The organism is Rhizobium sp. KDH_Rht_773_N (genome assembly GCF_052946295.1).
In genome coordinates this window covers 2,358,511-2,372,003 of record NZ_CM129525.1, presented here as the reverse complement: position 1 = coordinate 2,372,003, position 13,493 = coordinate 2,358,511, and the positions used below count along the sequence as shown (strand labels likewise).

At 62.6% G+C, this 13,493-nt stretch carries 10 protein-coding genes; 1 reads left to right on the top strand and 9 read right to left on the bottom strand.

What is annotated here, in order from left to right; all coding sequences use genetic code 11:
* Positions 1-13: 13 nt before the first annotated feature.
* The 6 genes from ACU8HS_RS11865 to ACU8HS_RS11840 form a co-directional block, all read right to left on the bottom strand.
* Positions 14-1,012, bottom strand: coding sequence for an ABC transporter ATP-binding protein (locus ACU8HS_RS11865; RefSeq protein WP_112754813.1), 999 nt, complete (start codon positions 1,010-1,012; stop codon positions 14-16).
* Positions 1,013-1,030: 18 nt separating this feature from the next.
* Entirely contained in the window at positions 1,031-1,861 is an 831-nt protein-coding gene (locus ACU8HS_RS11860) for a carbohydrate ABC transporter permease (protein ID WP_112563532.1), read from the bottom strand.
* Between the two features lies 1 nt (position 1,862).
* Positions 1,863-2,735: a carbohydrate ABC transporter permease gene (locus ACU8HS_RS11855; protein ID WP_112563530.1), complete on the bottom strand. Its 873-nt coding sequence runs from the start codon at positions 2,733-2,735 to the stop codon at positions 1,863-1,865.
* 133 nt (positions 2,736-2,868) lie between these two features.
* Positions 2,869-4,179, bottom strand: a complete 1,311-nt coding sequence (locus ACU8HS_RS11850) for an ABC transporter substrate-binding protein (RefSeq protein WP_112563528.1) — start codon at positions 4,177-4,179, stop codon at positions 2,869-2,871.
* 146 nt (positions 4,180-4,325) lie between these two features.
* The gene (locus tag ACU8HS_RS11845; protein WP_112703792.1) at positions 4,326-5,279 is read right to left on the bottom strand and encodes a sugar-binding transcriptional regulator; all 954 of its coding nucleotides are present in this window, start codon (positions 5,277-5,279) and stop codon (positions 4,326-4,328) included.
* Between the two features lie 98 nt (positions 5,280-5,377).
* The gene (locus ACU8HS_RS11840; protein ID WP_447015901.1) at positions 5,378-5,956 is read right to left on the bottom strand and encodes an exopolysaccharide biosynthesis protein; all 579 of its coding nucleotides are present in this window, start codon (positions 5,954-5,956) and stop codon (positions 5,378-5,380) included.
* 260 nt (positions 5,957-6,216) lie between these two features.
* On the opposite strand from ACU8HS_RS11840, the gene ACU8HS_RS11835 reads away from it, so the two are divergent.
* Entirely contained in the window at positions 6,217-7,128 is a 912-nt protein-coding gene (locus tag ACU8HS_RS11835) for an ROK family protein (RefSeq protein ID WP_113412849.1), read from the top strand.
* A gap of 9 nt (positions 7,129-7,137) precedes the next feature.
* Here the strand turns inward: ACU8HS_RS11835 and ACU8HS_RS11830 are convergent, their stop codons facing one another.
* The 3 genes from ACU8HS_RS11830 to ACU8HS_RS11820 all read right to left on the bottom strand — a co-directional run bounded on the left by ACU8HS_RS11830 (position 7,138) and on the right by ACU8HS_RS11820 (position 13,478).
* Positions 7,138-9,051 (bottom strand): beta-N-acetylhexosaminidase, encoded by a 1,914-nt coding sequence (locus ACU8HS_RS11830; RefSeq protein WP_113412998.1) that lies wholly within the window; start codon positions 9,049-9,051, stop codon positions 7,138-7,140.
* Between the two features lie 115 nt (positions 9,052-9,166).
* A complete protein-coding gene (locus ACU8HS_RS11825) occupies positions 9,167-12,313 on the bottom strand; it encodes an efflux RND transporter permease subunit (RefSeq protein WP_113412848.1) in 3,147 nt (1,048 codons plus the stop codon).
* A 25-nt stretch (positions 12,314-12,338) separates the two neighbouring features.
* A complete protein-coding gene (locus ACU8HS_RS11820; protein ID WP_112756306.1) occupies positions 12,339-13,478 on the bottom strand; it encodes an efflux RND transporter periplasmic adaptor subunit in 1,140 nt (379 codons plus the stop codon).
* Positions 13,479-13,493: the final 15 nt, after the last annotated feature.

Below are 13,493 nucleotides of genomic sequence, written 5' to 3'. Positions count from 1 at the left end.
GCCGGCGGCCGCCTTAGATCGCCAGGCCGCCCTCGTTGAATTTATGGATGCGCGTCTTGTCCGGCGTCAGGTAGACGATGTCGCCTGCCTTGGATGCGAAGTCGCCGTTGCTGCGCGCCGTCACCATGCCGATGCCCTCGACATCGACGTGCAGGAACGTATCCGAGCCGAGATGCTCGGCGACCGTGACCCTGCCCTTCCAGTCGCCGCTCTCGGTCGACAGCAGCACATGTTCCGGACGGATGCCGATCGTGTGCGCATTGAGCTGCGCGGCATTCTGCCCCTTGATGAAGTTCATGCGCGGCGAACCGATGAAGCCTGCGACGAAGAGGTTGCGCGGGCTGCGGTAGAGTTCCAGCGGCGAGCCGACCTGCTCGATATTGCCCCTGTTCAGCACGACGATCTTGTCCGCCATGGTCATGGCTTCCACCTGGTCGTGGGTGACGTAGATCATCGTCGTCTTCAGCTGCTGGTGCAGCTCGCTGATCTCGATGCGCATGTTGACGCGCAGCGCCGCATCGAGGTTCGACAAGGGTTCGTCGAACAGGAAGGCCGAGGGCTGGCGCACGATCGCGCGGCCGATCGCGACACGCTGGCGCTGCCCGCCCGAAAGTTGGCGCGGCTTGCGGTCGAGATAGTCGCCGAGGTTCAGCACGCGCGCCGCATCATTGACCTTCCGGTCGATCTCCGCCTTGTCCATGCCCGCCATCTTCAGCGGGAAGGCGATGTTGTTGCGCACGCTCATATGCGGATAGAGCGCGTAGGATTGGAACACCATCGCCAGACCGCGCTCGGACGGCGCCTTTTCGGTGGCATCCTTGCCGTCGATGACGATCTTGCCGCCGGAGACATCCTCAAGGCCGGCGATCAGGCGCAAGAGCGTGGACTTGCCGCAGCCGGACGGGCCGACGAAGACGACGAACTCGCCGTCCTTGATATCGAGATCGATCGAAGGGATGACCTTGGCTTCGCCGAAGACCTTCGAAACCTGCTGAAGGGTAATGCTGCCCATGTTTCTCTCCCTGTGATCTTATTTCACCGCGCCGAAGGTCAGGCCGCGGACAAGTTGTTTCTGGCTGAACCAGCCGAGGATGAGGATCGGCGCGATCGCCATGGTCGAAGCGGCCGAAAGCTTGGCGTAGAACAGGCCTTCCGGGCTCGAATAGGAGGCAATGAAGGCCGTCAGCGGCGCCGCCTTGGAGGCCGTCAGGTTCAGCGTCCAGAAAGCTTCGTTCCAGGCGAGGATGATGTTCAAGAGCAGCGTCGAGGCAATCCCGGGCACCGCCATCGGCGTCAGCACGTAGATGATTTCCTTGACGAGCGAGGCGCCGTCCATGCGGGCGGCCTCCAGGATCTCGCCGGGAATTTCCTTGAAATAGGTGTAGAGCATCCACACGATGATCGGCAGGTTGATCAGCGTCAGCACGATGACGAGGCCGGTGCGCGTATCGAGCAGGCCGGAATTGCGGAACATCAGGTAGATCGGGATGAGCGCGCCGACCGGCGGCATCATCTTCGTCGACAGCATCCACATCAGGACGTCCTTGGTCCGCTTGGTCGGCGCAAAGGCCATGGCCCAGGCGGCGGGAATGGCGATGATGAGGCCGATCAGCGTCGAGCCGAAGGAGATCACCACCGAATTCATGAAGTGGCTGAGATAGTCGGACCGGCTCTGCACTTCGGAATAGTTTTCCGTCGTCCAGTGGAAGAACAGGAACTGCGGCGGCGAGGCGATGGCATCGGCTTCCGACTTGAAGCTCGTCAGGAACGTCCACAGGATCGGGAAGAAGATCAGGATGCCGAGCGCCCAGGCGATCGCGGTCATCACGACCTTGCGTTGGGTAGTGACCTTTCTAGCCATCTCAAGCCTCCAGATTCTTGCCGACGAGGCGCACGAGGAAGATCGCAACGATATTGGCAAGCACGACCGCGACGATACCGCCCGCCGATGCGCCGCCGATATCGAACTGCAGCAGAGCCTGCGCATAGACGAGGTAGGTGAGGTTCGTGCTCTGCGTGCCCGGCCCACCATTGGTGGTGACGAGGATTTCGGCAAAGACCGACAGCAGGAAGATCGTCTGGATGAGGATCACCACGGTGATGGCGCGGGCCATGTGCGGCAGGATGATATAGATGAATTTCGAGATCGCGCCGGCGCCGTCCATTTCGGCGGCTTCCTTCTGCTCTTCGTCAAGCGACTGCAGCGCAGTGAGCAGGATGAGCGTGGCAAACGGCAGCCACTGCCAGGCGACGATGAGGATGACCGAAAACAGCGGCACGGTCGCCAGCCAGTCGATCGGCTGCAGGCCGACGGCCTTTGCCATATAGGCGAAGAGGCCGTTGACCGGGTTCATGAACATGTTCTTCCAGACAAGGGCCGCCACCGTCGGCATGACGAAAAAGGGCGCAATGACCAGAATGCGCACGATGCCCTGGCCGTAGATCGGCTGATCGAGCAGGAGCGCGAAGAGAATGCCGCCGACGACGGTGATAAGCAGCACGCCGGCGACCAGCACCAGCGTATTGACGAGCGCGGCGAAGAAGGCCGGGTCGGTGAGGAAATATTCGTAATTCAGGAGACCGACGAAATTCTCCATGCCCGGGCTGAGCAGATTGTAGTTCAGCAGGGAGAAGTAAATCGTCATCGCCAGCGGGACGATCATCCACGCAAAGAGCAGCACCACGGAGGGTGCCATCATCAAGCGGGCTGCGGAGCGGGTGTGTAACGTTGCCATGGCAAATCACCGGTCTGATCTGAAGCGGGAACGGCTGCAGGACGTTTTGAAAAAAGAGGCCGCCGATGCAGTTCGGGCAATCGGCGGCCCAGAGGTGCGGAATGTCAAGCATTCCGTCCATTCTCAGGAGGTTTTACTTGATGTAGCCCGCCTTGGTCATTTCGCGGGTGGTCAGCTGCTGTGCGCTCTGCAGGGCCTGGTCGACCGAGATCTGGCCGGCAAGGGCTGCGGAGAACTGCTGGCCGACGGCCGTGCCGATGCCTTGGAATTCCGGGATCGCCACGAACTGGACACCCACATAGGGAACCGGCTTGACGGTCGGCTTGGTCGGGTCGGCGGAGTTGATGCTGTCGAGCGTCATCTTCGCGAACGGAGCAGCCTTCTGATAGTCGGCATTCGCATAGAGCGAGCTGCGCGTGCCGGGAGGTGCGTTCAGCCAGCCTTCCTTCTCGGCGACGAGGTTGGTGTAGTCCTTGCTCGTTGCCCAGGCGATGAACTTCTCGGCGGCTTCAGACTTCTGCGAGCCTGCCGGGATGGCGAGGTTCCAGGCCCAGAGCCAGTTGCCGCGCTTGCCGAGACCCTTGTCCGGAGCCAGCGCGAAGCCGACCTTGTCGGCCACGGTGGATTCCTTCGGGTTGCTGACAAAGGACGCGGCAACCGTTGCGTCGATCCACATGCCGCACTTGCCGGTCTGGAAGAGCGCCAGGTTTTCGTTGAAGCCGTTGGAGGAAGCGCCGGGGGGGCCGGCTTCCTTCATCAGGTTGACGTAGAAGTTCAGCGTGTCCTTCCACTCGGGCTGATCGAACTGCGGCTTCCACTGTTCGTCGAACCAGCGGGCGCCGAAGGAGTTCGACATAGCCGTCAGGAAGGCCATGTTTTCACCCCAGCCGGCCTTGCCGCGCAGGCAGATGCCGTAGATTTCCTTGTCCTTGTTGGTGATCTTCTTCGCGGCATCCGCGATGAAGTCCCAGGTCGGCGCGTCGGGCATCTTCAGGCCGGCAGCGTCGAACAGGTCCTTGCGGTACATGACCATGGAGCTTTCGCCGTAGAACGGAGCCGCATAGAGCTTGCCGTCCTGGCTGATGCCGCTGCGGATGGCCGGCAGCAGATCGTCCACGTCATAGCTGGCGCCGAGATTGTCGAGCGGCAGCAGCCAGCCCTGCTTTGCCCAGATCGGAACTTCGTAGGTGCCGATCGTCAGAACGTCGTACTGGCCGCCCTTGGTCGCGATATCGGTCGTGACCTTCTGGCGCAGAACGTTTTCTTCGAGCGTTACCCATTCAAGGTCGATGCCGGGATTCTTCGCCTTGAAGTCATCCGTCAGCTTCTGCATCCGGATCATGTCGCCGTTGTTGACGGTCGCGATTGTCAGCGTCTCGGCCGAAGCCATGCCGGCAAACGCCATTGCCGAGCAGGCGCCCAGCAGGAGAGTTCTCAATGTCATATCTTCCTCCCAGAAGATGAGTAGTGAGCATTCGCTTTGCTCATGGGCAATTACTCATCAATGGCGAAATTTTGTCAATCGGCAATCGTTGCTGCGATGCCGAAAAGGCACTCTATAACATTGATTATAAAGGGAAATATTTTTGCTCAGTTACTGAGCAAAAACTCAGCGGTCTCTTCGTCGGTGATCAAACCGTTCACTTGATGGCCGGTAATGGCGGCCTTGATCGCCCTGAACTTGCGCTTGCCCTTGGCGATGCCGATGACGGTGGACGAATCGCGCGGCGGGATCGGAGCAGATGCGACACGTTCGTTGATCGGGTTGTCGAGCAGCTTTCCCTCGGCATCGAATATCCAGCCGCAGATCTCGCCGGCCGCCCCTGCGCGCATCAGTTCCATCATCTCGTCTTTTTCGAGGAAACCATCAACGCAGAGCGGGCCGTCGATGCCGAGTTCGCCGATCCCGACAAAGGTTACGTCCGCCTGTGCGCTGATTGCCAGCGTCGAGCGCACCAGCTGCTGTCCGTGCAGGAGTTCCCGCTCCTCCGACGAGGTGACGAGAACCGGCAGCGGCATCGGATAGTGCCGCGCCTTCACGGCGTCCGCCATGCTGAAGATGACGTTGTAATAGGCGGCCGAACCGTCGGGCGCGATATTGCCCGTCAGCGAGACGATGCGGTGGTTCGGACATTCGATCGCCGGCAGCTGATCGACGGCCGCTTTCAGCGTTCGCCCGGTGCCGACGGCAAGCACGATCGGATCGGCGCGTTTCAGCCAGCGCTCGATTTCGGAAGCCGCGGCTTCCGCAATTCCGACCGTCGTCGAGGACGAGCCCGGATCGCTCGGAACGATCTCCACATGCCTGAGGCCGAATTTCCTGCGCAGCTGGTTGCCGAGTTCCAGGCAGGCCGCGATCGGATGGTCGAGCCTGACCTTGATCAGCCTCTCGGCCACGGCAAGCGAGACGAGCCGCTGCGCCGACTGGCGCGAAATGCCCATGGCGGAGGCGATTTCATCCTGCGTGCGGCCGGCGACATAATAGAGCCAGCCGGCGCGCGCCGCATCGTCCAGCCGTCCGGAAGTCTCCGATCTTTTTACCATCTATCGCCGCCGCTTGATTTCTTGAGTCCATCTGGCGCCAGATCAAAACAAAAATCGGGCAAATGTCGAGGGCGTTGAAAAAGTGAGCAGTCGCTTTCCTATCCAAACCACTGCATGACGATGTAAATGCCCGCCTTGACGAGACCGTAAATCACCCCGGCCGCCACCGTGAGCGAGACGGCGGTCATGGAGAAACCGAGAAGCGAAAACAGCCCGTCCCGTCCGAGGATCGCGAAGGCAAAGAGCGAAATCGCAATCGCCGGCAGGATATTGCCGAGCGGCACCGGCAGCACGAGAACGACCGCCAGCACAAGACAGCACAAACCCGCCAGGTATTCCGCCGGCGGCTCGACGAAAATGCCCAGTCGCGGCTGCAGCATGCGCTCTGCCCAGGCGAGCCAGGGATGGATGCGCCCGACGATCGTCTCGAAATCCTCCCGCCGCATGGAGCGCGCCGCGATCGCCTTCGGCAGCCACGGCTTCAGGCCGAAGGTCAGCTGCGCGGCGAGGAAGATCAGCGGCGCGCCAAGCAGCGAGGACGTGCCGGGCGGTGTCGGAAAAGCGTTCGGCAGCGCGAAGATCAGCATCAGCGCGCCGATCGCCCGGTCGCCCATGGTCTGGAACAGGTCGCCGATCGACACGCGTTCGCGGCTTCGGTCTGCCGCCATCTGCCGCAGAATGGAGGACAGGCGCCGGCCCTTCGGGCGCGGCCTGCGAGCGGTGGTTCTGCGAGTCTCGGTATTTTCGATTGTCATGAATCCGGCGTCGGAAGGTGGATGTCGAAGAGCTTGCCCATGCAATATGCCAATAGCATGACCTTGGCGGATGAAATTATCACCTCATAAAGTGCAGGCTTAGTTCATTTATCGAATAATCCTTGTAATTCCCCGCCAAGAGTGCGAGCAGACGCCAGACACAGACAATTGGCAGACATCAGATGATTATTTCGTTCGATATCGGAGGCTCCGCCATCAAGGGCGGAATTGCACGTTCGGAGACCGACATCGCTCCGCTCGGCCGCCGCCCGACCCCGAAGGACGATTTTCCGGCCTTCGTCGAAACGCTGAAGAGCTTCATTGCCGAAACCGGCGAACGGCCCTCGCGCATCGCCTTGTCGATTGCCGGCGTCGTCGATCCGGACACGCAGCGCCTCATCGTCGCCAATATTCCCTGCATCCACGACCGCAATCTCGCCGCCGACCTGGAGGCCGAACTCGGCCTGCCCGTGCTGATTGCCAACGATGCCGACTGTTTCGCCATGGCGGAGGCCGAACTCGGTGCCGGCCGCGGCCATCGCATCGTCTTCGGCGCCATTCTCGGCACCGGCGTCGGCGGCGGCGTCGTCTCGGACGGTCGCCTTGTCAATGCTTCGGGCGGCTTTGCCGGCGAATGGGGGCACGGCCCGATCATCGCGTCGCAGGCCGGCACGCCGCCGGTCGCCATCCCCGCCTATGCCTGCGGCTGCGGCCAGAAGGGCTGCGTCGATACCGTCGGCGGCGCCCGCGGCCTGGAACGCCTGCACAAGACACTGCACGATCTCGACTTCTCCAGCGAGGAGATCATCGCGGACTGGCAGCGCGGCGAGGAAAGGGCCACCCGCACCATCGACGTCTATGTCGATCTCGTCGCCTCGCCTCTCGCCCTCGCCATCAACATCACCGGCGCGACCATCGTGCCGGTCGGCGGCGGCCTCTCGAATGTGGAACCGCTTCTGGCCGAACTCGATCAGGCAGTGCGCGCCCGCATCCTGCGGAAATTCGACCGTCCCCTGGTCGTGCGCAGCGAATGCCGGATCGAGCCGGGCCTGATCGGCGCCGCACTTCTGGGCCTGAAGGCCGAGGCTGCGTGAACCGGGTGCTTAAAGCATCGGCCACATCCGCACGATCGCGGCAAATCGCAGCCAGTCCTTCCTCGACAAGGGTGTCCAGGCCGCTTCCGCGACGGCCGGCAACCTGGGGAAGACCAGCCGGTTGAAATAGGCCCGCGAGACGAAGTTTTCGCCCCAGATGCAGGCCTGGATTCCGCGCATCCGCTCCCGCAGCTCCTCCGGCAGGTCGCCTTCGGCCTCATAGGCATAGGTCTTTTCGGGCGGCGTAAACCCGGCCCAGCTGGCGCCCGGCTCTGCCCAGCCTTCGGCCTGGGCCATGTCGAGATAATAGGCCTGCCCCGGCGTCATGACGATATCATAGCCGTCGGCCGCAAGCTCAGTGCCGATCTCCGGCCTCTCCCAGGCCATCAGCAGCGTACCGTCGCGATCGACGCCCCCACCGTGCGCGACCTCGTTCCAGCCGACAAGTTTCTTGCCGCGCTCGGTCAGCATCGCCTTGATCCGCCGGAGAAAATAGGATTGCAGCTCGGCCGTGCCGGCGAGTTTTTCGCGCTCCATCAGCGCTTTGCAGAGCGGCGAGGCAAGCCAGGAGCCATGCGGCACCTCATCCCCGCCGATATGAACATAGTCGGACGGAAAGAGCCGGAGCATTTCGTCGAACACTTTGCCGAGGAATTCGTAGGTGAATTCGACCGCCGGGTTGAGCGCATTGTTGGCATAGCCCTGCACGGAGCGATAGCCGTCCGGCACCTCCTGTTCGTCGACGAGCTGAGGCAGGGAGAGAAGGGCTGCGGTGCTGTGTCCCGGTATATCGACCTCCGGCACGACTTCGACACGCAGCACGCCCGCATGGGAAACGATCTCGCGGACATCGTCCTGGCTGTAAAATCCTGAGCGAGGTTCCGCGCCGTCGCCGAGCTGCGGCAACTGCACTTCGTCAGGTCCGCGCTTCGCGCCGATCTCAGTCAGCTCGGGATAGGCCTTGATCTCCAGCCGCCAGGCCTCGTCGTCGGTCAGGTGCCAGTGGAAAATATTGAGCTTGTTCCAGGCAAGGATATCGATCAGCCGTTTGACGTCTGCGACCGGATAGAACTGCCGGCTGACATCGAGATGACAGCCGCGCCATTGGTAGCGCGGTTGGTCGGCGATGGTGCCGAAGACGGGAAACTGGAAGGTTTCCGGATCGTGGCGCGCGCCATGCAGCATCTGTGCGAGACTGATCAGGCCGTAAAGCAGGCCGGCCGCATCGTCGGTACCGAGAATGATCTCCTGCGCCGTAAAACGCAGCTCGTAGGCGGCCTCCATGATCGAGGATTCCCCCTTGAAGCGGATCTGCCTGCCTCCCTCGACCGGCTGCAGGGCGAAGGGCGCGTTGTCGGCCGGAAAGAGCCGCTGGTAGAGTGCGAGCACTTTCGCCACCGCCCTGATATTCTTGGCGCTCGAGCCCGTTGCCGGATAAAGGGCGACGGGCGGCACGTCGCCCGGCCGCAACGACAGGTGCAACGGCCAGGGCAGCAGCGAAAACGGCTCGCTTACCTCGCCCTTCGGCAGCAGTTCCGGCGGTTCGCGACGCTGCGCCCCGTCAAGCATCAGATCGCCGAAGCCGACGGGCACATGCCGGCCGTCTGCGAGCGTGAGATAGGCAGACTTGATGCCGTCCGTGACATGCTTGGGACAATGCGTCAGCCCCTCCACGGTGAACCGCCAGCTGCCGCCCGGTTTGACGACGAGCCCTTCGGGCGGAGAATATTCGTGAAAATTCGCAACGCGCCGCTTGAGCACGGCCCCTTCCGCCACATGCTCGTCCGCCACGCGGGTGAGAGACGTATAGGCAAGCGTAAAGCCGGAGAGCGGTTTGGCGGAAAGATTGAAGAGGGTGAAGCTGAGGCGCCCGAAACTTCCCTCGACCGGGCGCCAGCTCGCTTCCAGATGGTAATCGGCCACAGTCATGTCCTCCCCTCGACGCATATAGGGCGGACTTTACTCCCGGTCAGCGCTGCCTGTCTGCCAAGATCACGGACTGAAAAGAAAGGGCGCGGCCTCGGCCGCGCCCCGTTTCTCATTCGGCTGCCAATGCCGGCGGATGATCGAGATCGCCATCCGCCTCTTCCTGGTTGGCATTGGCATGTTCCGCGCCCTTGGACTTCGGCTCGCGGCCGAAGAACAGGGCATAACCGGCCGGCAGGACGAGGATGGTCAGCACCGTAGCGACCAGGATGCCGCCCATCATGGCGTAGGCGAGCGGACCCCAGAAGACGCCGCGCGAGATCGGGATCAGCGCCAGCACGGCCGTCAGCGCCGTCAGCATGATCGGCCGGAAGCGGCGCACGGCCGCACCCACGATCGCCTCCTGCCGGTGCATGCCCGCCTTGATATCCTGGTCGATCTGGTCGACGAGGATGATCGAGTTGCGGATGATGATGCCGAGCAGCGCGATGACGCCGAGGATCGCCACGAAGCCGAACGGGGCTCCGCTGATCAAAAGCGCCGAGGCAGCACCGATGATGCCGAGCGGGCCGGTGGCGAAGACCAGCATCGCCTTGCCGAAATGCTGCAGCTGCGCCATCAGCAGGACCATGATGACAACGAGCATGATCGGCGCCTTGGCCGCGATCGAGGCCTGGCTTTCGGTCGAATCCTCGGCGCCGCCCTGGATCTCGATGTTGTAGCCGGCCGGCAGGCTGTCGCGCAGGTCCTTCATGTCGTTGTAGAGCTTGGTCACGACGTCGTTCGACTGGACGCCGTCAGGCAGCGTTGCCCTGACCGAGATCGTCGGCAGGCGGTCGCGCCGCCATTCGACGCCCTGCTCCATGACCGGCACGACCTTGGCAATCTGCGAGACCGGCACGAAGCCGCCGAAATCCGTCGGCACGTAGACCGAGTTGACGGCCGAGAGCAGCGAGCGGTTGGCGTCCGGTTCGCGGGCGACGATCGAGACCGTCTCCTCGCCGTCGCGGAAGTCGTCGAGCGGCGCACCGGACACGGCGGTCTGCAGCATCTGGCGGACGCGCTGCGAGGTGACGCCGAGCGCGCGGGCACGGTCCTGGTCGATGACCAGCTTCATGGCCGGCACCGGCTCCAGCCAGTCGTCATGAATGGCGCCGAGCATCGGATCCCTCGTGAAGCGTTCCTTCACCTGATCGGCAATCCTGCGCACTTCCGCACGGTCCGGCCCCATCACGCGCATCTGCACCGGCCAGCCGGTCGGCGGGCCGAGGAAGAGACGGTCGACCTTGCCGCGGATGGAAGGGAAGTCTTCCGCCAGGATGGTCCGGAGCTTGGCAATGAGACGTTCGCGCGCCGGCTCGTCGTTTGCCATGATGAGGAGCTGTGCATAGTTCGGGTTGCGCAGCTGCTGGTCGAGCGGCAGGAAGAAGCGCGGCGCGCCCTCGCCGATATAGGTGGCGATGAACTTCTTGTCCTTGTCGTCCATCATCTTGGCTTCCAGAGCCTTCGCCTGGACTTCCACTTCCTTGATGCTGGTCCCCTCCGGCAGCCAGAGATCGACGAGGATTTCCGGACGCGAGGACTGCGGGAAGAAGTTCTGCGGAATGAACTGGAAGCTCCAGAGGCTGGCGGCGAAAGTGCCGAGCGTCAGCGCCAGCACGATGACGCGATGACGCACCGCCCAGCCGACCGTACGGCGCAGGCCGCGATAGAAGCGCGTGTCGAACACGTCATGATGTTCGCCGGCGTGGTGGCGCTGCTTGAGGATCATGTAGCCGAGCCAGGGCGTGAAATAGACCGCCACGAACCATGACGTGACCAGCGCGATACCGACGACATAGAAGAGCGAGCGCACATATTCGCCGGCGGTCGATTCCGCGAAACCGACGGGAATGAAACCGGCCGTGGTGATCAGCGTGCCCGTCAGCATCGGGAAGGCGGTCGAGGAATAGGCAAAGCTCGCCGCCTCGATCTTGACGAGCCCTTCCTCGAGTTTTCGCTCCATCATTTCCACGACGATCATCGCATCGTCGACGAGCAGGCCGAGCGCGATGATGAGCGCGCCGAGCGAAATGCGCTGCAGGTCGATGCCGAGCTCGTACATGATGGCGAAGGTCGCAGCCAGCACCAGCGGAATGGCAATGGCGATGACGAGGCCCGAACGCCAGCCGATCGACAGGAAGGAGACGACGAGCACGATGGCAAGGGCTTCGCCGAGCGCATGCATGAACTCGCTGACCGCATCGGTCACGACATCGGGCTGGTTGGAGATCTGGTCGACGGAGACGCCGTAGGGCAGCGAATCCTCGAAGCGCTTGTAGGTCGCGTCCACGTCCTTGCCGACATCGGTGACCTTGAAGCCCTTGGCCATGACGACGCCGACCTGCACGCTTTCGTGGCCATTATAGCGGTACTTGCGCTGATAGGGGTCTTCGAGACCGGAGGTGACGGTGGCGATATCGCCGAGGCGCGTCACCTGGTTGCCCGAGCGCAGGCGCAATTCCCTGATATCCTCGACCTTGTGCACGTTGCCCTCGACCGAGATGCGCACCGAGCGCAGGCCGGTATCGACATTGCCGGCCGGATCGACGGCATTCTGGCCCTTGATGGCGTTTTGCAGGTCGAGGATCGTCAACCCGCGTTCGGCAAGCGCCTTGGAGGAGACGTCGATATAGATCTTTTCCGGCTGGTCGCCGATGATGACGGCCTTTTCGACGCCCGGCGTCGTCAGCAGCATGTCACGCGCCTGGATCGCGAATTTCTTCAGTTCCGGATAGGAATAGCCGTCGCCGCTGATCGAATGCAGCGTGATGAACGTGTCGCCGAATTCGTCGTTGAAATAGGGGCCGAGCAGGCCCTGCGGCAGGTCGCTGCTGATATCGCCGACCTTCTTGCGCACCTGGTAGAAGGCGTCGGCCACTTCGGCCGAATCCGTATCGCCCTTCACCTGCACGGTGATGATCGTGCTGCCGGCGCGCGTATAGGACTTCACCCAGTCGAGATGCGGGGTTTCCTGCAGCTTGCGCTCGATCTTGTTGGTGACCTGGTCTTCCATGTCCTGAAGCGATGCCCCAGGCCAGAGCGCCTGAACCACCATGACGCGGAAGGTGAAATCCGGGTCTTCCTTCTGGCCCATGCGGGTCAGGCCGAGCACGCCGGTGATGAGGATCAGCCCGAAAAGGAAGCGCGCGATGCTCGGATGGCCGATCGCCCAGCGCGACAGGTTGAAGGGGCGCTTTTCAGTAGTGGTCGTATCCATGATCCTGTTCCCTCTTCCTGATCCTTCAGCGGACGGCTGCGTCCGTTTCGGCCGAGGCCGATTGCTGGTCGGGAAGCTTGACCTTCAGGTTTTCGCTCATGAATTGCGTGCCGGCGGCCACGACAAGATCGCCGCTGTCGAGACCCTTGGCGACACGAACGCCGTCGCCCGTGAAATCGGCGACCTCGATGCCTTTGGAATGAACCGTCTCGGTGTCGCGGTCGACGGTCCAGACGACCTGCTTGCCGTCCTTCTGCGCCAGCGCGCTCAGCGGAATGGAGACATAGGTATCGCTGTTGCTGACAGCGGCTTCGATCGTTGCCGTCATGCCGAGCAGCACGCGCGGATCGTTCGGCAGGCTGACGCGCACCGCAAAGGTGCGGGACTGCTGGTCAGCGCTGCCGGAAACCTCGCGAACCGTACCGTCGAGCACCAGCTGGTCATCGGCCCAGAAGCTCGCCTTGACGGTCTTGCCCGGCTTGAACTGGGCGATATCGTTTTCCGGCACGGCGATCTGCACTTCCTTTTCGCCATCGACAGCGACGGTGACGACGGGCGTGCCGGAGCCCACGACCTGTCCGACATCGGCGTTGATGGTGGTGACGATCCCGTTCTGGTCGGCCTTCAGTTCGGTATAGCTGACCTGGTTCCTGGCCTGATCGAGCGCGGAGACTGCGGCATCGCGGGCCGAGATCGCCTGATCGTGGCTGAGAGACGCCTGCTCGACCTGCGATTTCGGCGCGACATTCTTGTCGAAGAGCTGTTCGGCGCGGCGGTTGGCGATATCGGCTGTTTCAACGGCCTTTTCGGCGGAAGCAAGATTGGCTTCGGCGGTCTTCACGGCAAGTTCGTAATCAGTCGAGTCCATCCGGGCGAGAACGTCGCCCGGCTTCACCCGCTCGCCGATATCGACGAGACGCTCGGTGATCTTGCCGTTGACGCGAAAACCGAGATTCATTTCCGTTCGCGCGCGCACCGAGCCGGAATAGTCGAGCGTGCGGGTATCGCCGGCCTTGGCGACCTCGACCACCTTGACCGGACGGATGACTGGCTTGACCTCTGCCTTTTCTTCCGTGCAGCCGGCGACGCCGAGCCCCACCGCGCTGAGGAGCGCGAGGCTCACGACGGACGGCATGCGGTTGCTGAAGGCCTTGAGCGAAAACATCTTTCGCACTCCTGA

Coding starts and splice junctions, on each gene's coding strand:
- ACU8HS_RS11860 (WP_112563532.1), bottom strand. CDS start 1,861: ATGGCTAGAAAGGTCACTACCCAACGCAAGGTCGTGATGACCGCGATC.
- ACU8HS_RS11850 (WP_112563528.1), bottom strand. CDS start 4,179: ATGACATTGAGAACTCTCCTGCTGGGCGCCTGCTCGGCAATGGCGTTT.
- ACU8HS_RS11835 (WP_113412849.1), top strand. CDS start 6,217: ATGATTATTTCGTTCGATATCGGAGGCTCCGCCATCAAGGGCGGAATT.
- ACU8HS_RS11845 (WP_112703792.1), bottom strand. CDS start 5,279: ATGGTAAAAAGATCGGAGACTTCCGGACGGCTGGACGATGCGGCGCGC.
- ACU8HS_RS11820 (WP_112756306.1), bottom strand. CDS start 13,478: ATGTTTTCGCTCAAGGCCTTCAGCAACCGCATGCCGTCCGTCGTGAGC.
- ACU8HS_RS11825 (WP_113412848.1), bottom strand. CDS start 12,313: ATGGATACGACCACTACTGAAAAGCGCCCCTTCAACCTGTCGCGCTGG.
- ACU8HS_RS11855 (WP_112563530.1), bottom strand. CDS start 2,735: ATGGCAACGTTACACACCCGCTCCGCAGCCCGCTTGATGATGGCACCC.
- ACU8HS_RS11865 (WP_112754813.1), bottom strand. CDS start 1,012: ATGGGCAGCATTACCCTTCAGCAGGTTTCGAAGGTCTTCGGCGAAGCC.